Genomic DNA, 24,641 nt, shown 5'->3' with positions numbered 1-24,641 from the left:
CCTCTGGTCAATCCACTTTAAAACTCTTCATTCAATATGATGAGCGGCGAAGATTGACCCGATCTTCTAATAAGGTTGGTGAGAGCACTGTTAGCCTACAAACGGGGTCTGAAACGTTTCAAACGCAATGCATTGGAAAGCACAAAGACACTTGAAATTGCCATTGCTGCGGCAGATAGCATTGGCGATAATTGTACGCCCCAGACAGGATAGAAAATTCCGGCTGCAACAGGAATAAGCAAAACATTATAACCGAATGCCCAGAACAAATTCTGCTTGATGTTGCGGATTGTTGCTTTTGAAATGGCAATCGCATTGACAACGCCTGTCGGGTCGCCCGACATCAATACAACATCGGCACTTTCAATAGCAACATCGGCACCGGTCCCGATGGCAATACCGGTATCGGCAGCGGCAAGTGCCGGCGCATCATTGATGCCATCACCGACAAAGGCGACCCGCCGTCCAGACCCGCGAATTTTTTCCACAGCATCTACTTTTCCTGCCGGAAGCACTTCGGCGACGATTTCTGAAATACCGAGTTTTGAGCCGATTGTTTTTGCTGTGTTACGATTATCTCCTGTGACGAGCGCTGTTGCGACGCCCATGTTTTGAAGTTCGGCAATCGTTTTTCCCGAATTCTGTTTGACGGGATCTTCAACGGCAAAAATTGCAGCCGCGTTATTGTCTATTGCCGCATAAAAAGGCGTCATGCCTTCATTGCCGAAAATCTCGGCATCTTTGGAAAAGCCGGAGATATCAACATTTATCTCGTTCATATAACGGTCGGCCCCGATAATGACGTCTCGTCCATTTACTTTGCCGGAAATACCAAATCCGGGTTTGGAATTGAATTCTTCAACAGCCGAAAGGGTTATTCCGGCCTTTTTTGCAGCTTCATTCAAAGCCTCGCCAATCGGGTGTTCGGAGCGTAGTTCCACCGCTGCAACATCCGCCAATGTTTGTCTTTCATCAAATCCCTTGGCTGTGATTATTTTATGTAATACCGGTTTGCCCACCGTCAGCGTGCCCGTTTTGTCAAAGGCAACAACATTAGTATCACGCAAGGTTTGTAACGCATCGCCGCGACGGAACAGAATACCAAGTGTTGCTGCCCGACCTGTGCCCACCATAATGGATGTCGGGGTTGCAAGACCCATTGCACAAGGGCAGGCGATGATGAGTACCGATACGCCGGCAATAAGCGCATGCGGAAATTGTGGAGCAGGGCCGACAAAAAACCAGATAAAAAACGTAACAATTGCGGCTGCAAAAACAGCAGGAACAAACCAGCCGGTTACCTTATCGACCAAAGCCTGTATGGGTAGTTTTGCACTTTGTGCGTCTTCGACCATTTTCTGGATTTGTGCAATAAGTGTATCGCCACCGATCTTTTCAGCACGAAATGTCAAGGAGCCATTACCGTTGACAGTTCCGCCATAAACTTTGTCGCCTTCTTTTTTGGCAACGGGCAAAGGTTCGCCCGTCATCATGGATTCATCAACATTCGAGTTACCGCTTGTGACCGCGCCGTCAACAGGGAATTTTTCTCCCGGTCGCATAACAATAATGTCCCCGACGGCAACATCATCAAGCGCAATATCTGTTTCTTCGTTATCTCTTAAAACGCGTGCTGTTTTCGGTTTCAAACCGGCAAGCATACGGATGGCTTCACTGGTGCGTCCACGTGCGCCCGCTTCAAGATAACGGCCGAGCAGGATCAAGGTAACGATAACGGCCGCTGCCTCGAAATAAACATTGTTGGTTCCCTCAGGCATATAAGTGCCTGCGAAGGTTGCAACGGTAGAATAGGACCATGCAGCAAAGGAGCCAACAGCAACAAGCGAGTTCATATCCGGAGTCGCACGAAAGAGATTGGGAATGCCGGATTTGAAAAACCGCCAACCGGGGCCGAACAGAACCAGCGTTGTCAAAATGAATTCGACGAGGCGAGAAGGGAACATGCCGATGGTTGTCATAACAAAATGATGGAAGGGCGGTATGATATGGCCGCCCATTTCAAGAACAAAAACCGGAATGGTGAGAATAAGAGCTATAACCAGAGAGCGGCCAAGTTTATGCGCCTCGACAGCTTGTCTGTCGACTTCTTCATGATTATTGATGGGCTTTGCACCATAACCGGCTTTGGTTACTGCTTTTTCCAGCGCATCAATTGTCGTCACATTTTTGAGCATCTCGACATGGGCGCGGTTTGTTGCGAGATTAACAACAGCAGTCTTCACCCCGCCTACAGAGAGAAGTGCCTTTTCAACGCGCCGCACACAAGAAGCGCAACTCATCCCATCAATATCAAGGTCAACCGGTTGGTAACCCACTTCATAACCGGCTTTCTCGACAGCATGCACAAGCTCGTCAATGCCAAGTTTATTCCGGCTCGTAACGTCAGCCTTTTCTGTTGCCAGATTGACGACAGCATTGTCTACGCCTTCAACTTTTTTTAAAGCCTTTTCAACGTGGCGAACACAAGATGCACACGTCATCCCTTCAATATCAAGCTCTATATGAAATTTGTCTTTTGCCGGAGATTGACTGTTTTCTTCCGTTTGTGAAGTTGTTGTCATGAAACGCACCTTTCACATCAAGAGATAATGGTTACCCTCATGGGAAGGTCAAGAGAAAAAGATGAAAAAGAAAAAGCCTTATCCGGAATAAACCGGATAAGGCTCATATTGATAAAGTGTGAAATGCCGAAGAGGAAAAAATCAATATGTGTCGTTGATACGTGCAACAGCATGGAAGTCGATTGCACGACCGCTGAGTTCTGCAACCCGGGAGACTTCCTGCTTTTTCTCAAGACCGGAAACAAAGACCACATTCGGCACTTTACGCAATTCCTCGTCAGGAGCAATAGAACTGGCATCCTTCACAGTAATCGGTGCTCTGTTTTCAGCAATAATATTTTTGAGGTCATCTGTCGCCGGACGATCGACCTTCGGGGCAGTTTTAGGTGTTTCGGCAGCTTTTTCCGTCTCTACTGCTGCAACCGTGGATTTATCGGGTGATTGTGCTTCATCGGCATCGGCATAATCATCATCTTCCTCATAATCATCATCCGGTACAGCTATGATCTCGTTGGCTTCAATGAGCGCTGTCAGATCATCACCGGGGACGTTATCGGTTGGTTTACCCGATCCTGCACCATTATTGGCAATAGCAAGAGCAACCTTGTCGGCTTCATCCTGACGCAAAGGTCTTGCTTCGGGTAAAGGAATATTTGCAACCTTGACAGCGCCTTCCTCTTCCTCACCTTCATCAGGCTTGAACGTCGGTACAGGCACATTGGCATAGGCCATAACCGGTGCTTCGTTTGTCTTTTCTTCCTCGGGCGCCGGTTTCAAACCATTGGCACGCAATGGTGAAGATTCAGGAAGCGGAGCATCTTTTTTGGGTAACGAAACAACTGTTGTTTGTGGTTCCTCTGCTACAGCCGGAGCCTTAGGTTGTACTCTTGACGGTTGAGAAGGAACTTGTTCGTCGGAGTTTTTACGTCCGAACAGAGAACTGAAAAACCCATGTTTTTGTGTTGAGGTTGTTGCACTGGCATAGACAACCGGTGCACCGCGACGGGCGAGCCATTCGGCCTTTGCCTGGTCGTAGCCGGCAAGCGGTTTGCCATCGCTCGGGATATACATGGTTTTTCCATCGGGGAACAAAGCCATCAATTCGCTGCGGCTCATACGTGGCCAATGGCGAACATTGCCCACATCCATATGGACAAAAGGCGAGCCTGAACGAGGATAATAGCCGACGCCGCCAACTTGCTGTTTCAAACCGATAGCACGCAATTTGGCAAGATTGACATCAGGTAGATAGAAATCCATTGCATGGCCAAGTGTATGCTGGCTGTTTTTGGCAACGCCACTATCGGGCGAGCGAGAACGCAACATATTGTTGGTAGCCGGTGAACGGTATGCTGATACGACATTGATGTATTCGCGCGATCCGCTGGTGCGGTAGACAGACCAGATAAGGTCGAACAGACGTGGATCCATATTTGTCGGCTCATTACGACGCCAATCGCGCAAGAAAACGTTCAGCCGCTTCAAACCGGCCGGATCATATTTGCCATCACGTTTGAAAACGATTTCGGCTTTTTCACCTGTATGGACGTAATAGAGTTTCAAAGACCTAGTTTCAGCCTTTGCTGCTACCGGTGCCAACATAAAGGACAAAGCTGTACCCATTGCCATAAAGGCCAATGACAAACGACGAAATGTCCAAAATGATTTTTTCAAACCGTCAACCACCATTCGTAAAACCTGCCCTGTTACCCGCGGATGAGACGCGTTAATCAAAAACGTAGTGTTCAATTAACTCGCTCCCCGACCATCTAAAATCGGCTTTATAGTTAGCAAAGCCTAACCCAGAATGGTTAACAGCAGCTTTATATGTGATCCAGCAAACAATGATGCTGATCAAATACGACTATACCATGGCAAAAATGCCACAGAAGAGAACAAATATCAAAAATTCAGTAACATTTTGTTACGATGGTTAATTTTTTCTTTTTATTGACATATTCCTGCGCAGCATCTTGCCGCTTCAAGTTGAATATTGGGATTGAATAGGCTGAAAACAAGTCTTGCACACGTTGACAGACTTGTTTTTGACAGGGCGAAGAATTTTCAACAGAATTCGGATAAAGCTTCATTGTCTTTTATCCGGTTAGCTAATAGCAGGAGAATTTCGTGGTCAAAACGAATTTTTCTTTAAAAAAAGCCAAACACTACGCGCCGTGAGTAAAAAGGGGGTTGGAATTTTGCAGATGATAAAAAATGGATGAATAAGAAATTTCAGACCATCCGATTTTATATTTTCCGAATTTCGACTTTTTAAATTCTTCAGGCTTTCTTCATTGTTAAAAAATGATCCGATCAGCTGGATTACCTATGTTCTTCATAATCGCGATAAAAATCGGCATCCAGCAATCAAATGAGAAATTGAGGCCGACTATCAATTAAAAGGCCGTGTAGACTTTCGTCAAAATTTATTTTGCTCGTCGAATGCAGGATGCATTTCGTTTTTTTCAGTCAATGAAAGAACTACGGAACTGGCGAACTGCTTCGTTTGTCAGAGAAACAGTTTTTTTCTCATGTGGGGGCAAAAGCCTGCAACTTGCTCTACTCAATACTTAGTTTGAACCGGATAGAGATATCTATTGGCTTTTCATTCCGACAACTGGACAGAAAAAATATGGCGACAGTCGATCAACTGCCGCCATACAGATAGATTATAAGTGAGGTCGTAGGATCTATAGATCAGCTCGACTCTCGTGCCCCGTTCAGCTGGCGCGACGCAGTGCTTCCGACTCCTTCTGGTTCTCGGCGTGGTATTCGTCGAGTTTCCGATAAAGAGTTGAACGACCAATGCCGAGACGCCGGGCTGCTTCACTCATCCGACCACGATAATGGTGAACTGTGCGTTCTATAATCTCGCGTTCGAGTTCGTTATAAGCACGGATTTGCCCGTTATCATCAATAAGCTGAATACTATAACGGCTATTTTTTTCGGCTGTATCAATTGGCACATTACTTCTGAAATCCGTAACCTGATTTCCCGTAAGTTGCGGAAAATCACGGATTGTCAATAACGGCCCCTGACTTAACAGGACCGCGCGAAAGAGCACATTCTCCAGCTCACCAACATTTCCCGGCCAGTCATGTTGCAGCAAAAGTGACAATGCCGAACCTGCCACGCCATGCACATGCGGTTGACCACTTTCAACAACAATATGTTCAATAGCGCGCTGGGCAATATCGGAAAAATCATCACGCCGCTCACGAAGGGGGGGCACGATAACGTGACACTCTCGCAAGAGATCATAAAACTCCTTCAAAAACAGACCGTCTTCCACCAACCCTTGCAGACGGGACGTCGAAATAACCGTCAGACGGAACTTGGGTTCGCTGTCTTTTTCCGCTTCCTTGCGTTTTTTCAGGAAATCGATCCACCGTTTCTGCTGATTGATTTCCAGACGGTCAATTTCGCAAAGACAAATTGTCCCGTGATCAATCGAATGGATGTGTGGCAGAATTTTTGTCTCCCACTTTTTACTATCTTGCGCAGGGTCGGAAATCGGCACGCATTGGATGCGAACAAATTTGCCCGTTGCATAAGGACTTTCATGGTGAATAACGCGGGCAAGTGTTTCTCTTCCGGTTCCCTTTTCACCTTCAATCAGAAGATTTTTGGTTGACAAAGCAGCTTGCTTTGCCTGCTCGAAAGGCTCTTTCATCGCTTCACTGTTTGCGTAAAGATCGGAAAAACGCAAATGGTTTTCCTGCTGGCGACGAATGTAATGCACTTCGCGTTCATAGGTATTGTTGATCGACAGATTGCCCAGTGTCACGCTGAGTCTGAGCGATGTAATCGGATAAACGAGATAATCGACAGCGCCAGCTTTCAGACTTTTCTGAAGAAGCTCTTCATTCTCGACATCCGACATAACAACGAGTGGTGCGGCAAATCCGGTAACCCGAATTGTAGAAATGAGATCGGTTCCGCCAAGGTCACTCATCATCAAATCGACCAATGCAAATGAAATGTTACGGCGTCTGCGCAACAGATCAAGTGTGCGCAGTCCGTTTTCCGCTTCAATTACACGATAACCGAGGGCGCGAAGTATGGAAGAAGTGTTGGCTCGTTTACCATAGTCTTCGGCTGCTACTAGTATAGGACCCATCATTGCTTTCATCATCTCCTTTGTGATGACGAAAACGCACGGATAGGAGTTTGGTTGCAAAACATAGGTATACCTCGTTTGCCCCGCAAGCGGAAAACTACTATCAATCTGGTGATTACATGCAACAGAAAAGAGAATTTTTTTCAAAAAAAATGGTTTTCCGTTGATTTCCATCAAAACCGACATATTGATAGAACCATAACATGTTGTTACAGCTTTTTTCAGTTGTTGTTTTTCCGCTTGGTCGCGGTTTATTGGAGCAAACCAGATGAAACGTATTGCGCCCACTCTTTGTCTCACTGCAATGGCATTTGCCCTTTCAGCTTGTAATCTTTCACAAAATTACGGTCAGCGCCCTTCGGTGCAGAACATTCCTACCGGAATAGATGGCCAATGGGTTGACAAAAACGGTATCGTATCATCGTTCAGAAACGGTATTTTCGAGACTCGTTCTTCCGATACAAAAGAAAAGCTTTCTGAAGGAAATTACCGCTTCCGCAATCCGCAACTTGTAGAAATCGAAATGCGCTCGATTGTCCGCGGCACAGTTTCCCGCGTAAACTGCGCGGTTTCGAACAGCACGATGCAACTCTTGTGTACATCAAGCAACGGTTCGCAATTCTCGCTTAATAGAAAAATTTAGACTAGTAATACAGAACTCACAGATTGAGATTTAATGGAAAATAAAAAAAGTAAAGTTGGCGTCCTCCTGATTAATCTTGGGACGCCGGAAGGTACCGATTCGACAAATGTACGCAAATATTTGCGTGAATTTTTGTCTGATCGACGGGTAATAGAATGGCCACGCATTTTATGGTACCCGATTCTTTATGGAATAGTTCTCAACGTACGTCCGAAAAAGTCTGGTGCACTTTATAAGCGTATCTGGAATTATGAATTGAATGAATCGCCTTTGCGCACTTATACGCGTGCTCAGGCTGAAAAGCTCGGTCCACTTCTTAATGAACCGAATGTCGACGTCTATTGGGCTATGCGCTATGGCAAGCCTTCGATTGATGAAGTGCTCGGCGCAATGATCGAGAAGGGGTGCGAAAAAGTTCTGTTTTTCCCGCTTTACCCCCAATATTCTGCCACAACAACGGCAACCGTGCTCGACGCGGTTTTTGCAAGCCTTGAAAAACGTCGTTATCAACCGGCTATACGCTCTGTTCCACCCTATAGCGATGATCCGGTTTATATTGACGCGCTCGCCCATTCGGTCGAGACACATTTGAAGACACTCGAATTTGTTCCGGAAAAGATCATTGCGTCCTATCACGGTATTCCTCAATCCTACGCAAAACGCGGCGATCCTTATCCGGAAGAGTGCGTGCGCACAACCGAAGCTTTGCGTAAACGCCTTGGAATGGACGAGAACAAGCTCATTATGGCATTCCAATCACGCTTTGGCCCTGAGGAATGGTTGCAGCCTTATACAGCCGCGACCGTTGAAAAACTTGCGAAAGAAGGCGTCAAATCTATCGCAGTCTTCAATCCGGGTTTTGTCGTTGATTGTTTGGAAACAGTCGATGAAATGGGCCATGAAGCGCAAAAGACTTTCAAAGAAAATGGCGGAGTGAATTTTGTCCATATTCCCTGCCTGAATGACAGTGAAGACGGCATGAAAGTCATTGCCCATCTTGTACGAAGAGAACTTCAGGGCTGGATTTGAAGTATTGCTGACATTTTGAAACACTTGCATTGATCATTAAACGGGGGAAAGCTGGCTAGCACTGCTGTTTGCAGCTTTCCTTGATCAGGTAAAACTGCAACGATACCGCCACTGTTCTTAAGATTTACCCAAGGAGAGGAATGTGGTCGGTTTTAATATCGCTTTACTGTTGTTGGTTGTGCTGGTTGTTGCAACATTGTTTGCCGGAATTAAACAGGTTCCCCAAGGCTATCAATATACAATCGAACGTTTCGGCCGTTATACAAAAACCTTGATGCCGGGACTTAATTTGATTGTTCCGTTTTTTGACCGCATAGGCGCGCGCGTCAATATGAAGGAGCAAGTGCTTGATATTCCCACTCAGGAAGTCATTACCCGCGATAACGCAACTGTTTCGGTTGATGCAGTGGCGTTTTTCCAAGTGCTGAATGCTGCCCAATCTGCCTATCAGGTATCGGATTTGAATTATGCGGTCTTAAACCTCAATATGACGAATATTCGTACTGTTGTCGGTTCAATGGATCTTGACGAGCTTTTATCCAACCGCAACACGATCAATGAAAAGCTTTTGCATGTGGTTGATGAAGCTGCCCATCCATGGGGCTTGAAGATGACTCGTATCGAAATAAAAGATATCCAGCCGCCGCGTGATCTGGTCGACGCTATGGGCCGGCAGATGAAAGCCGAACGCGACAAGCGCGCACAAGTTCTTGAAGCCGAAGGCGATCGCAATGCCAATATTTTGCGGGCGGAAGGTTTCAAACAGGCACAGATTCTGGAAGCAGAGGGAAAGCGGGAAGCCGCCTATCGGCAGGCAGAAGCGCGTGAGCGTCTGGCAGAAGCAGAGGCAAAAGCAACATTGGTTTTGTCCGAAGCCATTGCGAAGGGAAATGTTCAGGCAATCAATTATTTTGTTGCGCAAAAATATACCGATGCCCTTGCCTCTATTGGTACAGCCAATAACCAGAAGGTTGTGTTGATGCCAATGGAAGCTTCTTCGCTTATCGGCTCTCTAGGCGGCATCGGTGCCATTGCAAAAGAAGTTTTCGGCTCGGCATCGCAAAAGAAATAAGGTTTCATGCAAAACCGGAAATTGTGTTTCTATCATGGTCGTCGCATGCGACTTAAACAAGTGGTTTTGAGCAGTCGGAATATGGTAAATCCCTCAGGAGCTTGACCGTTTGTAAACGGTTGAATTTTTAAACAAGCCGGCAAGCTTCATATGGTGAGTGTTACTTCATAAAGTGAGCGTTAAAAACTGGTGTTCAGAAGGAACAAGGATGTTTGATTTATTGATGACCTTGGGAGCATGGAACTGGGTGGTTTTAGGATTTATCCTGCTCCTTCTTGAACTCATTTTCCCAGGCGTATTTTTTGTCTGGTTCGGTTTCGGTGCTCTTTTAACGGCACTTGTTTCTTTGCTTTTTTACAACCTGCCATGGATTGCACACTGGGAAGTGGAAGTCATTTTTTTCCTGATATTTTCTATCATCATGGTGTTGATAGGTCGTAATTTTTTTCGCCGCGATCGCGAAACCGACGAGCCGTTATTAAACAGGAGAACCGACCAGATCATTGGCAAAAAAGTTGTTCTTGAGGAACCCGTTCGCGATGGCAAAGGGCGCGTCCGTATTGATGATACGATATGGCGCATCAAAGGGCCTGATCTTCCTGAGGGCACAGAAGTCAAAGTGGTTGCCTTCGATAATGGTGTTTTCACAATTGAAAAGGCCTGAATTCAAGGCCACCCATGATCGCGCAATTCTTCAATGTGTTTTGCTGAAAAGTCTTATCAATGTTGGACATTTTTTGATGTGCTTCATTTTCGACCGGTCAGGCTCTCCTCTTTTCCGACAAAGCTTCCGGATTTCATTTTTTAAACTGTGATAAATAAAGCGATCAACGTGATCTTTTTTTTCGTGAACGGTTTTCCTTTTTAATAAATTCGTTTATTCCCTGTACTGGAACATCAAGCAGGAATTGAAAAAACTATGCGACTGGGTGGGCGCCTTCAGGCGGCAATTGAAGTATTGCAGGATATCAAATCGCGCCGGCGGCCGGCTGCGGAAGCACTTAAAGACTGGGGGCTTTCGCATAGATTTGCTGGCGCAGGTGACAGGGCTGCAATCGGCAATATTGTTTATGATGCCTTGCGGGAACGTTATTTGCTTGAATGGCGTATGGATAGCGATGATCCTCATGACACAGCCTTTGGTGCAATGTTGGAAGATGGCGGGCTTTCGCTTGATGAACTTGCGCGTAGTCTTGATGGAGACCGTTTTGCACCGGAACCATTGAGTGAACATAGCCGCAATATGTGGCTCACCAAAAATATTGACGAAGCACCCGATTATATCCGGGGAAATTTGCCGCAATGGTGTGTACCTCTATTTCAGGATATTTTCGGCTCCCATTGGCTTGATGAAGCTGTCGCATTGGCAAAACGCCCACCACTTGATTTACGTGTGAACCGCTTGAAGGCAAAACCCGAAAAGATTGTGCGTGAACTGGCGGGAACAGGTGCAAAACCGGTCTCATGGTTTGATTGCGCTTTACGCATTCCACCGATCGAGAAATTAAAACGGCACCCCAATGTGCAGGCAGAACCGGCCTTCCAAAAAGGCTATTTTGAAGTGCAGGATCTCGGATCACAAATCGTGGCAAGACTTGCTGAAGCAAAAGCCGGCATGCAAGTGCTCGATTATTGTGCCGGCGCTGGTGGAAAAACATTGGCTATGGCGGCAGATATGGAAAACCGTGGTCAAATTCACTGTTATGACGCGGAAAAAGCCCGTCTTGCTCCGATTTTTGATCGTCTGCGCCGCTCCGGTGTGCGCAATGTTCAACCTCACGTCAATATAAGCGAACTCGACGCATTGAGGGAGCAAATGGATATTGTGCTGCTTGATGCACCTTGCACGGGTACGGGAACATGGCGCCGCCGTCCGGATGCCAAATGGCGCTTGACAGATGGCCAGCTTGAACGCCGTATTGCTGAACAGAAAACCGTTTTAAATGCAACTTTACCTTATCTCAAAACTGGCGGTCATCTCGTCTATATTACATGTTCGCTGCTTTCTTCCGAAAATGACAAACAAATAGCGGCTTTTCTTGCCGAGAATTCGCAATTCAAAGAAATCGACATGAAAAATTTGTGGAAGCAACATTTTGGGGATAAGGCACCGAAACCGGTTTTTCCTGCACATGGGCTGGTTTTATCTCCGGCAAGTACAGATACAGACGGCTTTTTTATATCGGTTCTTGAAAAACGTTAAATATAATGACGAGGTCAAGCATGTGGGGTGAAAAATCGGTTCTTTTTTTGATGGCAACCGAACTCGAATATGGCGAGCACCTCAAAAAGCTCATTAAGCCGCACATTATCGGCGTTGGGCCGATCGAGGCTGCCATCCATACAACAAAAATTTTATGTTCTATGAAAAACGGGAGCCGCTTGCCCGATCTTGTTGTTTCGCTCGGTTCAAGTGGCTCACAAAAGCTTAAACAAACAGAAGTTTATCAGGTGTCGTCTGTGAGCTGGCGCGATATGGATGCGACGGTACTCGGGGTTGAAAAGGGGGTAACGCCTTTTGTTGATCTGCCTGCAACAGTGGACATGCCCACACTGATACCCGATTTCCCGTCTGCAAGCCTATCGACCGGCGGCAACGTAGTCTCGGGTGATGGCTATAAAAATATAAAAACCGATATGGTTGATATGGAGACCTATGCCGTATTGCGAAGCTGCCAGACATTCAATGTTCCTTTGTTCGGATTGCGCGGTATATCCGATGGTCAAAAGGAGCTGGGACGTCCAATGGATTGGCGACAATATCTTCATATTGTTGATGAAAAACTGGCAAATGCGCTGAAGCTGCTTGATAAGGTGCTGGAACAACCGGAAAAATGAAATTGACGGGCTATCAAAATAACGAGCCATTATTTCGAAAGCTTTGCGGTTTAAAAACCTGTTTTCTTGTGTGACACCCGATTGCATTTATCCAAAAGACTCTTTAAAGGCTTTCTATGAGCACAACACATCCCGACACAATTCTGATTATAGATTTCGGTTCGCAAGTGACCCAGCTTATTGCACGCCGTGTGCGTGAAGCCGGTGTCTATTCCGAAATCGTTCCGTTCCAGTCTGCGGCACAAGCTTTCAAGCGTATCAAGCCGAAAGCAGTTATTCTCTCCGGTTCTCCCCATTCAACCGTTGATATAGGCTCGCCCAGAGCACCCCAAGAAATATTCGATGCAGGGATTCCTGTTCTTGGTATCTGTTATGGCGAACAGACAATGTGCGCGCAACTTGGAGGCAAAGTCGAAGCAGGGCATGAACGCGAGTTCGGGCGCGCAGATCTTACCGTTAAAGAAGATAGTGCTCTCTTTCAAGGCATTTGGAAAAAAGGAACCCATCATCAGGTCTGGATGAGCCATGGCGACAGGGTCACTGCTTTGCCGGAAGGTTTCAAGGTTATCGGCACCTCTAAAGGTGCGCCTTTTGCTGCAATTTCCGATGAAAATCGCCATTTTTATGCCGTGCAATTCCATCCTGAAGTTGTTCATACTTTGGATGGCGCCCGTCTTTTGCAAAATTTTGTCCACAATATCGCCGGTATCAAAGGCGATTGGTCGATGAAAACCTATCGCGAACAGGCCATATCTGCCATTCGCCGGCAGGTAGGGAAGGGGCGCGTTATTTGTGGCCTTTCGGGCGGAGTTGATTCGTCTGTTGCGGCGGTGCTTATTCATGAAGCCATTGGCAATCAGTTGACATGCATTTTTGTCGATCATGGTTTGATGCGCAAAAATGAAGCTGAAGAGGTCGTCTCGATGTTTCGCGAGACTTATAATATTCCGCTTGTTCATGTTGACGCTTCCGATCTTTTTATCAATGCGCTTGAAGGGGTGAGCGACCCTGAAAAGAAGCGCAAGATTATCGGGCGCCTTTTTATCGAGGTTTTTGAAAAAGAGGCCAAAAAGCTTGGTGGTGCAGAATTTTTAGCACAGGGCACACTTTATCCGGATGTAATCGAGAGTGTGTCATTCTCGGGTGGTCCCTCGGTTACCATCAAAAGCCATCACAATGTTGGCGGTTTGCCGGAACGCATGAATATGAAACTGGTTGAACCACTACGCGAACTGTTCAAGGATGAAGTTCGCGCGTTAGGACGTGAGCTTGGCTTGCCGGAAAAATTTATCGGGCGTCATCCTTTCCCTGGTCCCGGCCTTGCTATTCGTTGCCCCGGTGGAGTGACCAGAGAAAAACTCGATATTTTGCGTGAGGCGGATGCCGTTTATCTTGATGAAATTCGCAAAGCCGGCCTTTATGATAAAATCTGGCAAGCTTTTGCTGTTCTCCTTCCGGTACAAACGGTGGGTGTCATGGGTGACGGGCGAACATATGAATATGTTTGCGCACTAAGAGCTGTGACCTCGGTCGACGGAATGACAGCCGATTTTTATCATTACGATATGGATTTTCTGGCACAAGCTGCAAACCGCATTATTAACGAGGTGCGCGGCATCAATCGCGTCGTCTATGATATTACGTCCAAACCACCGGGAACCATCGAGTGGGAATAAAATAAACCGAATATTCGAGAATATTGTAAATGCCATTGAAGAACAGGTTTCCTCAATGGCATGTTAAATCAACGACATTAAAAATGTTATATGTTTGGGAATAAAGAAAAAATATTTGCAATTTATTTTTTCGGTTCATATAAATATTCACCTGATGGAATGCCGAATACAATCATCCTTTTAAATTTTGACGCGTTTATTAAATATCGTTCTATTTTGTAATGATACTGAGTAAGATTTTCGCTCATAAAATCGTCTAATTGAGTAAATATGTTTTTTTCTGTGCAAAAACTAAAAGACTTCACCCAACCGTAATATTTCTTTCCTATTTTATCTACGACATAAGATTTAGTATAGAATTTATTTAAGTCAGTATCCTTTTGTAGATATTCACGTATGTGTTTTAACGATATATCAAATATTTCTCTTACTTCTTTTTTTAAGTTTTTGATAGATTGAGCGCTAGGAACACATCGGTTTTTTTGCAATGTACAACCGAGAAAGTTAATGCCGTTAGAACATTTTCCAGTTTCGGCTTTATTATTATTTTTGTCAGGTTCGTATAAATCGAATCCAAGATTAACAACTTGTGATTTGGCATATGAAAATGCTTTGAGTAGGTCAGATTCATTTTTGGAAACCATTAATATATCGTCAATGTATCTCACACAAGTAACATTCATTTTATTTATTTCATGATCAAAATCATATAATAAAACATTTCCTGCAAACGCGGATAAAGAAGAACCCTGAGCTACACCAATCCCATTGTGAGGAAAAAGGGAAGCGTAAGAATTTAATTCTTTTTCGTTGCTTAGTTCAACACTGAGTGCTTTTTTGAATAATTCAGATAGTTCGATATCGTTTGTTTCTGTTCTTACGATATTAACAACTGTATCGACAGGAATTTTTGTGAAAAATGCTTTTATATCTGATTTATAGAAATACTCACATCCGTTTTTAATCGCATCATTTATTAAATTAATTGCAGGGCGGACACCACCATACGGCGAGAGTAGACCACCAACACCATAAAGAGAATTATTTATTTTGTTTATCTTGCCTAATCGGACATCTTGTATCGCTGTAGAACTATTTTTAGTCAACGCCGAGTTGCGTGGTTGGAGAACTTGTAAAATTGCGCGAGCAACCACCCTATTTTTGATACTTCCAATAGCTATCGGGCGCGGATCTTTTCCTTCTCTTTGTCTTTTACGTTTGTCTTTCAAAACGCCTTTAACAGGGTCGAATTTAAATTTTTTTTGTCTCAGTTGGGTGATAATGGTCTTTAAATATCTCTGGTGGTCAGTTTCAAAATTGATCGCTTCTGCCTGAATATCATGATTGCTTGAGCGAAGCGCACTCTCTTTAACATGTCGCCATGCAGAAAACATATTACTTTCAGAACGAACTTCGTTATAAAGTGAGGTTTTCATTCTCAAATCGAGCTCTCCCTTACATACTCACCCGATCATTGAAGCAACACATCGTCTAATGAGCACGGAAATACCGAGCAGCAAGACACCGAGGCAGCACAAGCAACCTTGGCGTGTTCAACATGAAGTGTAACCTGAAAGTTTATATTCATGGTCACAACGTGAATCATGCCAAACGATATGACATGAGTATATAATTAATTAAGATAATTTTCAAGTTAAATAAAAATATTTTAAGAATTATGCTGAAACATACCGCATCAATAAAGCATAATTCAATTGCACATCTTCGGGGATGGGAATGTAGACAATATGCCCATCACCGGGTGCTACAGTAATGTCTTCGTTCTTTTTGTTTTTCAGCGATTTTATCGCAAAATTGATATTGCCATCCGGTGTCATCATTTCCACTTTATCATTCAATTCAAAGCGGTTTTTGACAGCGACTTCCGCAAGCCCGTTTACGCGTTTTCCGGTAAATTCGCCAACAAATTGCTGGCGGCCGGGAAGCGAGGAGCCGGTTGCATAATTCTGGTATTCTTTATGTTTATGGCGTTGCAAAAAGCCTTCGGTATAACCACGGTGGGCTAGGGATTCCAGAACCACCATCAAATTGTCGTCAAAGGGGCGGCCGGCCAGAGCATCATCTATTGCCTTGCGATAAACCTGTGCGGTTCGGGCAACATAATAATGCGATTTCGTGCGCCCTTCGATTTTTAACGAATTGACACCGATATTGATCAGTTTTTCGACATATTGGACAGCGCGAAGGTCTTTCGAATTCATGATATATGTACCATGCTCGTCTTCAAACGCAGTCATTTCGGCTTCCGGTCGATTTGCTTCATGAAGCACAAATACCTTGTCGGTGGTTGCCCCTTCACCAAGATCGGGTTGAATTTCCCCGCTTACCGTCTCTTCAACTTTGACAATTTCTCCAAGTTCATTCTCGACGCCTTCTTCGACACCGTATTTCCAGCGACAGGCATTCGTGCACGTTCCCTGATTGGCATCGCGGTGGTTGATATAGCCCGAAAGAAGGCAACGCCCTGAATAGGCCATGCATAACGCGCCATGAACAAAGACTTCCAATTCGATGTCGGGAACATTTTCACGGATTTCTTCAATTTCCTTCAGTGACAATTCCCTTGAGAGAATGACGCGTGTCAATCCCATACTTTTCCAGAACTTGACCGTTGCCCAATTCACTGCATTCGATTGTACCGAAAGGTGAATATCCACATCGGGAAAATTTTCCCGCACCATCATAATCAATCCGGGATCGGACATGATGAGAGCATCGGGATTCATGTCGATAACCGGTTTTAACTCGCTCACAAAGCTTTTAAGCTTGCTGTTGTGGGGGGCAATGTTGACGACAACATAGAATTTTTTGCCCTCGGAATGGGCTTCGTCAATGCCTATCTTCAAATTTTCTTCATGATTGAATTCATTATTGCGCACCCGCAAGCTATAACGGGGCTGGCCTGCATAAACCGCATCCGCGCCATAGGCAAAAGCGTAACGCATAGATTTCAATGTGCCCGCAGGACTTAACAATTCGGTTTTATGAAGTTTTGACATTGATTGAAAGAGCCTCGAAAATTGAGCTGTTGTTTAGCAGAACTGGCCTATCCGTTCAACCTGTCAGGAAACATAATTTCTCGAGATTAATCTTCATTGCCACATACGGTTCTAGTGGAATTGAAAGTTAAAGCGAGAGTAAACAGCATGCAGATTTTTAAAAAAATATAATTTAAAATATGCGGGTAAAAATACAGCGCTGAAACTGCGAGAGTAAAAGCGCGGGCAAAGAAAATATGCGTTCTAACGATCAAACTTTTTATTCAGGCAGAAATCATCATTATACGCCATAGACGGCCACGGCTTAGGTGGCCAAGTTGGTGGACACGGCTTAGACGGCCGATTTGATTGAAGCAGGATGAAAGTAAACCTCAATCACAAAAATAAGCCCATTGGAGAAGTGCCTGACGCTGGCGCGGACGACAGAAAAAATCATCGGGTTCACAGTTTTTTCTGAGCTGTGCGACATGGCGGTGCATCTGCTTCCAACGTTTGATCTGCCGCTCATCTTCGCCTTCGATACGGCGGCCCGAATAATAACGGCAATACCACTGGAACCAGCCGCGAGGGTCATTGTCATAAATCCAGCCTTTAGCCTTCCAATAGGAAAGCGGTTTTCCGGCCAATACACCATAATAATTCATGTCCGCCCGTTTGCCTTCGGGTGATAATTTTGCGTTTTCAAACCAGTTGGAAGGAAACTCGTTTCTGCAATCGGTCATATATTTACCGCCGAAAACGCCCATTTCCAACATTTGCTTAGGGGTTAACTGCGGTTCAAAATCGGCTGAAAAGTTCTTTCCCTCTTCACACACGCGTTCATAGCGATAGCCGTGTTGCATCTTATCGTTAACCTCTACCCATAAAGACATGGAATATTGCCCCATTGTTTGAACGAATAAATGAATAGTTATGTCGGAAGATAAAAAGTCCAGTGTTTGGATAAAAAGAGAATGAACGCGGAATTGTCATTCAGGGTAATTGAGGTTTTCGGTTTTTCAACCGGAACGGACTTCAAGGATTATTCCCCATCGCATGGATGAAGAACGATCCCTCTTCAAACTCAGAATTTAATTCTCAAACCTACTGTGCCGCCAAAACTGTAATTATCGCTGACGTTTTTGAACGCACCGCGTATATTTGTTTCGCCATAGAGTGACCAATTATCATTATTCCAATTATAACTGCCACCCAATCCAAGTCCGGCTTGAAAATCTTCATTTTCATTCCGGAACGAAGTGCCGGAAACATTCACTTTCGTTCCATCGAGAAATTCGTAATAAAGATTACCTATGCCATATAGAAGTGTGCGACGCCGGTCTCCGCTATCGGATATCCACGTTTTATCTCTGCTGAAAGCGATACCGGCACGGCCTTCCAGACTGTCACCATCTTTCAGAGACACTTTTGTATTCAAGCCATCACGAAAACTGTCAAAATCTATCGACGAATAAGAAAGTTGGATTTGCGGTGTTATATCCCATGTTTCTGTCAATTTTAACCGATGACCGGCCTCTGCCGAAAGAGCATAGCCGAAACCGTTTTGGTTTTCAGTATCCGAACGGGTAAAATTCTTGGAATTGAAATCGGTTTCATACCAGGTGGATTGCGATTGTAAATCGACATAGCTGCCATTGAACCCATACCAAGTCGCTGCAGCCCCTATACCATATCCGTTCGCCTCGACTTTGCCATGCCCGTCATCGGAGCGGACAGATGCTTCCGCACGACCGAAATGACCGCTCAAAGATCCAATCATGATCCCGTTGGCATTTTCTACGAGTGCACCATCAATCCCGCTTTGCATGCGCCATAGATCAAGACCGTAATTTTCATCGGTCAGCGAGCGTGAGGGGGTTACTTTGCCTGTGCTCCCTTCCATGCGGCCCCAAAAGCCGTTGTGTTCAATAAGCGTCGAGGCTTGATCGGAAAGATGAACTTCATTCACCGTATTATCGGTTCCATCCGCCCAAAAGCGGTTACCAACTCGTTGCTGCAACGTCGACAAACGATTGAGACTCGTCAGAACTTGTGGATATGCTTCATAAAGCGGGACTGACGGGCCATAATAAGGTTTCGCCTGTTCCGGTCGGTCTGTACCTGTACCACCTTGATTGCTTCCCCCGCCATGCGAGCCGTTGCTGTTGTTACCGCCGTCGCCACTGTTACCACCGGTATTGTTGTTATCGTCGTCGGAATTATTTGAATTATCTTGTCCGCTTCTAAGATACCAATCGTATGCGTATTCGTTGTCGTTATAGGCGTCGTGATCGCGCGCTTTCTTTAGAGGACCACGGGCAAGTGTATAGGCATAGGCAGTGTCGGATCCGGCAACAGCCATCACACCGTCGTCGCGCCGGTAGCCACGTCCCCAGCCGGCACCGATAACAAAGCTATCTTCCGCAGTTGTTGCGCCATTTATTGCATCAACGACTTTTATTCCTTCATATTTTGTGATTTCACTTTTCTGGTTATCGAAGAGATTGTCGATGAAAAGGGTTGTCGTACCGGAAACAGTCCCTCCATCAATAACAACCATATCGGAGGGAGCTCCATCGTTTCCAAGACTGCTATTTAGCCGGATAGAGCCATTATCACTATGGTAATTGCCTTTGATGACCAGTTTGTCGGTAATGCCGTCGGGTGTTTTGTTCCCCATATCAATGAGACCGTTATTTGTCAGTGCCAAAGTTCCGGCTTTTCGAGTGATATCTGCCTCGCTATAAAGCGTTGGCGCTTCGTCCGTACCGCGATACTTGGTGTGGTCGACGATCAATGTACTTTGCTTGCCGATTTCAAAATCAAGATCGCCGTTTGTAAAAACATTATCTGTCAAAGTTAAACGGGTGCCGTCGGTAAGAGCAATTTTATTCCAATCCGCGCCAAAATTTACGCCTTTGGATAAATCATCCTGATTGAATGAACCACCGGTTATGGTTGTGGTTTGAAGTGTCAGTTGCTTGTTATTGCCTTGGCCGGCCAATGCATGGCTGAATTTGCTTGTGTCGACGGGGCCGGAAATCGTTGCATTGTCATTATCTCCTTCTCCCATATCGAAACCGCCTTCCCAACGTCCACCCGACCAGATAAGGCTATCCGATCCTTTGCCTGCTTTAAGAAGTCCACGTACGTTTGAAGTGCTGTTTGTAAAAATGAAGGTGTCGCCAAGTTCACTTCCCCGTACTGCAACAGAAGTGGCTGATTGGGCAGTTAATTGCCCCGTATTAATGAATGTTGTTCCGGAAGAAGCGTTGGTCGGCCTATTTGCGAGGTCGACCAAAAGACCGTTGGCACTCTTCGAGTCAAGGACTCCGTCATTTTGTACTTTGGAAGCTGTACCGGCAAGCCAGGCAGTGCCGGTAGCACCTTCTTTTAACAAAACAGTTGACTGGTTGGTGACTTCGCCGCTGGTATTGGTACGCAAACCAATCGCATGATCGGATGCATTGATTGTATAAGCCGGCCCGATTACGGCATTCGACTGAAGAACCGGATCGGATAAATTTGCGTTTCTTAAATCATAACCGACACCGTTGGCGCCAACATTGATTGTGACGTTAGACACTTGCGACACATTATTCTCATCCAAATAATGCGTAACAAGACCAACGGCAGTACGAATACCGGAACCGCTACCCTCGACATTGATTGTTGCCTGTTTAAAAGCGATTTCGGCAGCGAATTCAGGGTCATTTGAAACGATGTTATTTTCTACACCATTACCATTTCCGCCAGCCGAAATAGTTATTTCATCAACGCCGAGAACAATTCCTTTTGCATCCGAATTCAGCAAAACGCCATGGGCACTTCCCGAAACTATAATCTTACCCTGACTTCCGGTCGCATTTAAAAAAGCATTCTTTTCCAGATAGATGCCGGCTTTTCCATCATTTACTGTTATAGTGCTGGCATTTGCAACATTTGCGCGCGTATCGGTGCCTATGAGGCCCTCTATATGCAGTCCGACACCGTTCGAGACAGTAATATCACCATGATTTTCCAAACGCCCACCCTCAATGACATGGATGCCGGTGGCATTCTCAGTGTTTGTCATGGTGATAACGCCATAATTGACAAGAAGACCACTATTGCGCGCAATGAATCCTGTTACATCTGGTGAATCGGTGTTGATTTTGGCGTAATTAACCAACTTTGTGTTCAGGTCTACTTCTTCGGTATAGGTCGCATCAATCCGGTGATAACGACCATCAACAATCCCTCCGATGGCACCTTCTCCTGAAAGATAAATCTGGCGTTCTGTGTTACCTTTTTCGCTAATTTCTCCATAAGCTCCGCCATTGATTAATACAGCCGCCGCACCTTTTCCGGTAACTGTGAGCTTCGCGTCCTTGGTAATTATTTGACTAGCCGTATCGGAAGCTCTTCCTGCCCCTTCCAGAATGACGCTATTTTCACCGGAAGCTGTTAACTCTTCTCCTTGTCCCAAAAAGCTTGCACCACCGTCAATACGGAAAAGATTTGATGCAGCTGTCGTTACATTCATCGCTTTTGTGCTGTTTACAATTTTGCTTTGCACACCGTAGACATAAAAACCGATCTGTTGTTTGCCGCTTACAAATTGCGGATTGGCATGTTCTGTAACATCCGCTTGGCCGCCATCCTTGACATAGACACCGACCGCGCCGTCGCCTGCCAGTTCTATCGTTCCATCAATTTTGGCGCGAGCATAATACATGTCGTTGGGGCGGCCTTCCACCCAGACGCCGTAATTTCGTATCAATGGGCCGTTCTGGGTGGGGCTGGAAATTTTTATGACGCTGTTTTTGGTAAGCGTGGCCAAGGCATCATTGGCGTTAATTGAATTACCGGATGTCGCGAGAACATAGACGCCAACACCGTTATATCCATTAAGTTCGATAAGGCCATTATTGGTAACTTCGTTATCCAAGCCGTTATTAATCGTTTTCATACCGAAGTTACGGGCACTATTTAACTGGGAACCGTTGTTGACAGCACCATTGATGATGATGGTTCCGTTATTTATCAGTTTTAAATTAATCGCTTGTTTGCCGGGATCTGTCGGAACATCGGCAGCCATAGCTGAAGCATTTTGCATTTTTGAACCGATGATGATTTTTCCGTTATTTATAGCTTCAGCTTTGTCATATGCCCTGATACCATAAAATTCGGCATTATTACTATTGCTTGTATCAGCCGTTTCTTCCGGCGTTATTGTATCATATTGTGCAGCCCGTCCGATATAAATAACTCCGGTTTCGCTATTCGTAAATTTTGAATAGTTGCTTTCGATGGCGACGCCGACATATCGACCGTTCAGGGGATCATTGTTGACGCCGATGTTTATAATACCATTGTTTGTTCCAGTGCCGACTTTATACAGATAAAAACCGTTACTATAAGCAAAGGGGGTTTCTTCTCCGCGATTGCCTGCTACATTAATGATGCCGTTATTCTCAATAGTTCCACCATAAAACGCTTCGACAGCAGTGCCATAAGAAAATTCCTGACTGTCTTGTGTGGTGTCATGTATACGGGATTCTCTGAAGCCCGAATTGACCACACCGTTATTGGTACCGAAAGTATGAGCTTTGGAAACTTCATTATCCTTACCGAGGATAATTGTGGAATTTCGTCGTGACGAGACAATGGCACCAGACTCGACCTCCACAATGCTCCCGCCTTCTGCGACGAGTGTACCTGCCATTTCCCCTTGGTCAAACTCGGTATCGATCTGGCCACCCGATTTGACAATTATCTTACCGCCATTACTGGCATACATTGCGCGCGTATTACCTGTGGGCTTAAATATTTCATCACTTTTAGGATAATCGCTTCCCGGACCTTGTATGGCTTTTTCTATGGATTTCGGATTGGCTTTGTTAAAAGCATCATTATAAGCCTGTTGGGTTTTAAAATCGGGATAATCCTTGCTTTGGAGTGCAGCTATAAGTTCTCTGTTGTAAGCTTTCAAATCATCGATAGAATTAATGGTCCGCATTTCCCCTTTGTAATCGGTAAAACTGTGCGGAAATTCCGGGACATTAATCCGGTTGATAATGTCATCATCCGGGAGGTAATAAGCTCGTGATTCAAACGAATTCTTTGAATGCCATTCTACGACACTGCCGGAACCGTCTGCCCATGTCAAATTCGAGTCTTTCAAAGCAAGATATACGGTCTTATCGTCACCGTACTTGTTGTTTCCCTTGAAATCATCAAATTTTACATCAATGTGACCGCCGTTTTCAGCTTTTCCAAATCCTGAACTTACATATTGCTGGTCTCCGACCGATTCCGTTACCAGAACTTTTTCGTTACCCCAATCAGAAACAGTAAAAGAACTGTCTGTATACACATTGACCGTATAAGATTGACCGGCGTTATCAGTCACACGAACAGCTTGCGTTCCACCTAAAACGAATTTGGTCTGGCCTTTAGTGGCTGGATCGTAATTTCCCAGATCGTCAAGTTGACTAATACCGGATTTTCCGTTGTTGATATCCGAAAGATTACCATTGATTGTCAGTGCTTCACCTGGTCCGGAAGCAAGAGCAGCGCCCCAATAATTGTCGCTATCTTCCGGATTGAAGTTTTCATTCGTTACCGTACAACTATTGTTGGTTGCAATCGTACCGGAAGTCCAGCCGCCTTGCGTTTTACAATAATTTTCAGCATAGACATTGCTTATCAAGCTTCCTGCAAAGATGGCAGAAGAGGCAGCAAGTGTGGAAAGTTTGCGTTTTAATCCCGATTTTGTGGCAAGAAAAATTCGATATCCTAGACCCTGATCGCAAAATTTTTTGTATTGTTTTTTTAACTTCGACATTACCGTCGGCCCCTTTGAATCTTGTGATTTTGCGTTCAAAATCATGGAATTACGGGTTGATCTTTGCAGTAAAACGAAAACTTCCTTCCCCCTATTTTACAAGGTAATTACGGCATAAAGAAGTATTGCATTATATATATGTAAACTATTATTAAACAACATACAGTTTAATATCAAAAAACATTTAAATACACATAAATCGTGTGTCATATTACTTGATAAATATCAATAGGTATTTAAAACCGGCGCGTGATGTCTATTTGATATCCGGCATAACCGGTTCGTCGGGATGATTTATTATTGTACCGGATCGGAAAATTATGATCCGGATTGCCTATTTTGTAGGGTAAAAATATAACTCGAAAAACGCGTAGCAATTTTGAAATTGAACGATGAAATTGGTAGGTATTTATGTAAAACTTATTAGATGGATGCCACCTCTGCCGAACTGTTCTTTTAAAAGAAAAATCAATAAATCCTATGATTGTAGTTTCAGTTTCCATAATAGCTGTTTGATAAGAATGCTGTTTAAAGAGCCGACAGACGGCCTCCTTCAAGAATGATCCATTATAACTTTATTGTTTGAATCATTTTCGGCACACCACAATTAATGCAATTAATAGGTTATTTTCATCGTCAGGATTTTTGTAAACAATGATGTGCTCAAAAATTATAAATAATTGTTGAGCTTCAGGCGACTTGACACTAAATCTTTTTTGTCAAAGAAGAGTATGACCTATCCGCTTTGTGCCGGCGCGGTTTAACATTTTTTGCTGTAAATAATCTCTTACTCGTCGGATTTTTCATTTTTATCTTCAGAATTATATTCCGGCATAGATATTCTTGAAAGGC

The 24,641-nt window shown here is 44.7% G+C and carries 13 protein-coding genes and 1 pseudogene; 7 read left to right on the top strand and 7 right to left on the bottom strand.

Going from position 1 to position 24,641, the window contains the following annotated elements; genetic code table 11:
• Positions 1 to 95 precede the first annotated feature (95 nt).
• From H3V12_RS05745 to H3V12_RS05735, 3 genes are all read right to left on the bottom strand, one after another.
• On the bottom strand, positions 96 to 2,582 hold the full coding sequence (locus H3V12_RS05745; RefSeq protein ID WP_198213433.1) for a heavy metal translocating P-type ATPase: 2,487 nt from the start codon (positions 2,580 to 2,582) through the stop codon (positions 96 to 98).
• Between the two features lie 141 nt (positions 2,583 to 2,723).
• Entirely contained in the window at positions 2,724 to 4,211 is a 1,488-nt protein-coding gene (locus H3V12_RS05740) for a DUF882 domain-containing protein (protein ID WP_246787517.1), read from the bottom strand.
• A gap of 1,091 nt (positions 4,212 to 5,302) precedes the next feature.
• A complete protein-coding gene (locus H3V12_RS05735; RefSeq protein WP_075870438.1) occupies positions 5,303 to 6,706 on the bottom strand; it encodes a sigma 54-interacting transcriptional regulator in 1,404 nt (467 codons plus the stop codon).
• A gap of 265 nt (positions 6,707 to 6,971) precedes the next feature.
• Here H3V12_RS05735 and omp10 point away from each other — a divergent pair, with 265 nt between their 5' ends.
• From omp10 to guaA, 7 genes and pseudogenes are all read left to right on the top strand, one after another.
• A complete protein-coding gene (omp10, locus tag H3V12_RS05730; protein WP_075870232.1) occupies positions 6,972 to 7,346 on the top strand; it encodes an outer membrane lipoprotein Omp10 in 375 nt (124 codons plus the stop codon).
• Between the two features lie 33 nt (positions 7,347 to 7,379).
• On the top strand, positions 7,380 to 8,375 hold the full coding sequence (hemH, locus tag H3V12_RS05725; protein ID WP_198213431.1) for a ferrochelatase: 996 nt from the start codon (positions 7,380 to 7,382) through the stop codon (positions 8,373 to 8,375).
• A gap of 142 nt (positions 8,376 to 8,517) precedes the next feature.
• A pseudogene (locus H3V12_RS05720) lies at positions 8,518 to 9,426 on the top strand (SPFH domain-containing protein); the annotation flags it as partial.
• Between the two features lie 229 nt (positions 9,427 to 9,655).
• The gene (locus H3V12_RS05715) at positions 9,656 to 10,111 is read left to right on the top strand and encodes an NfeD family protein (RefSeq protein ID WP_198213428.1); all 456 of its coding nucleotides are present in this window, start codon (positions 9,656 to 9,658) and stop codon (positions 10,109 to 10,111) included.
• Between the two features lie 255 nt (positions 10,112 to 10,366).
• Entirely contained in the window at positions 10,367 to 11,650 is a 1,284-nt protein-coding gene (locus H3V12_RS05710; protein ID WP_198213426.1) for an RsmB/NOP family class I SAM-dependent RNA methyltransferase, read from the top strand.
• 5 nt (positions 11,651 to 11,655) lie between these two features.
• Positions 11,656 to 12,285 (top strand): 5'-methylthioadenosine/S-adenosylhomocysteine nucleosidase, encoded by a 630-nt coding sequence (locus H3V12_RS05705; protein WP_246787487.1) that lies wholly within the window; start codon positions 11,656 to 11,658, stop codon positions 12,283 to 12,285.
• A 116-nt stretch (positions 12,286 to 12,401) separates the two neighbouring features.
• Positions 12,402 to 13,961 carry a glutamine-hydrolyzing GMP synthase gene (gene guaA / locus H3V12_RS05700; protein WP_198213424.1) on the top strand — a complete coding sequence of 520 codons (1,560 nt, stop codon included), beginning with the start codon at positions 12,402 to 12,404 and terminating at the stop codon, positions 13,959 to 13,961.
• 122 nt (positions 13,962 to 14,083) lie between these two features.
• Here the strand turns inward: guaA and H3V12_RS05695 are convergent, their stop codons facing one another.
• The 4 genes from H3V12_RS05695 to H3V12_RS05680 all read right to left on the bottom strand — a co-directional run bounded on the left by H3V12_RS05695 (position 14,084) and on the right by H3V12_RS05680 (position 23,789).
• Positions 14,084 to 15,397, bottom strand: coding sequence for a reverse transcriptase domain-containing protein (locus H3V12_RS05695; protein ID WP_198213422.1), 1,314 nt, complete (start codon positions 15,395 to 15,397; stop codon positions 14,084 to 14,086).
• 240 nt (positions 15,398 to 15,637) lie between these two features.
• The gene (gene yegQ, locus H3V12_RS05690) at positions 15,638 to 16,981 is read right to left on the bottom strand and encodes a tRNA 5-hydroxyuridine modification protein YegQ (protein WP_198213420.1); all 1,344 of its coding nucleotides are present in this window, start codon (positions 16,979 to 16,981) and stop codon (positions 15,638 to 15,640) included.
• 371 nt (positions 16,982 to 17,352) lie between these two features.
• Positions 17,353 to 17,853, bottom strand: a complete 501-nt coding sequence (locus H3V12_RS05685) for a hypothetical protein (protein WP_198213418.1) — start codon at positions 17,851 to 17,853, stop codon at positions 17,353 to 17,355.
• A 191-nt stretch (positions 17,854 to 18,044) separates the two neighbouring features.
• Positions 18,045 to 23,789, bottom strand: a complete 5,745-nt coding sequence (locus tag H3V12_RS05680; RefSeq protein WP_198213416.1) for an autotransporter outer membrane beta-barrel domain-containing protein — start codon at positions 23,787 to 23,789, stop codon at positions 18,045 to 18,047.
• Positions 23,790 to 24,641: the final 852 nt, after the last annotated feature.

The sequence above is a fragment of the Bartonella sp. W8167 genome (assembly GCF_016100335.1).
Taxonomy (GTDB): domain Bacteria; phylum Pseudomonadota; class Alphaproteobacteria; order Rhizobiales; family Rhizobiaceae; genus Bartonella; species Bartonella apis.
Note: the sequence above shows the minus strand (reverse complement) of the source record. Positions and strands in the feature narration are given on the sequence as shown.

Coding starts and splice junctions, on each gene's coding strand:
- H3V12_RS05745 (WP_198213433.1), bottom strand. CDS start 2,582: ATGACAACAACTTCACAAACGGAAGAAAACAGTCAATCTCCGGCAAAA.
- H3V12_RS05740 (WP_246787517.1), bottom strand. CDS start 4,211: ATGGCAATGGGTACAGCTTTGTCCTTTATGTTGGCACCGGTAGCAGCA.
- H3V12_RS05735 (WP_075870438.1), bottom strand. CDS start 6,706: ATGATGGGTCCTATACTAGTAGCAGCCGAAGACTATGGTAAACGAGCC.
- omp10 (WP_075870232.1), top strand. CDS start 6,972: ATGAAACGTATTGCGCCCACTCTTTGTCTCACTGCAATGGCATTTGCC.
- hemH (WP_198213431.1), top strand. CDS start 7,380: ATGGAAAATAAAAAAAGTAAAGTTGGCGTCCTCCTGATTAATCTTGGG.
- H3V12_RS05715 (WP_198213428.1), top strand. CDS start 9,656: ATGTTTGATTTATTGATGACCTTGGGAGCATGGAACTGGGTGGTTTTA.
- H3V12_RS05710 (WP_198213426.1), top strand. CDS start 10,367: ATGCGACTGGGTGGGCGCCTTCAGGCGGCAATTGAAGTATTGCAGGAT.
- H3V12_RS05705 (WP_246787487.1), top strand. CDS start 11,656: ATGACGAGGTCAAGCATGTGGGGTGAAAAATCGGTTCTTTTTTTGATG.
- guaA (WP_198213424.1), top strand. CDS start 12,402: ATGAGCACAACACATCCCGACACAATTCTGATTATAGATTTCGGTTCG.
- H3V12_RS05695 (WP_198213422.1), bottom strand. CDS start 15,397: ATGAAAACCTCACTTTATAACGAAGTTCGTTCTGAAAGTAATATGTTT.
- yegQ (WP_198213420.1), bottom strand. CDS start 16,981: ATGTCAAAACTTCATAAAACCGAATTGTTAAGTCCTGCGGGCACATTG.
- H3V12_RS05685 (WP_198213418.1), bottom strand. CDS start 17,853: ATGTCTTTATGGGTAGAGGTTAACGATAAGATGCAACACGGCTATCGC.
- H3V12_RS05680 (WP_198213416.1), bottom strand. CDS start 23,789: ATGTCGAAGTTAAAAAAACAATACAAAAAATTTTGCGATCAGGGTCTA.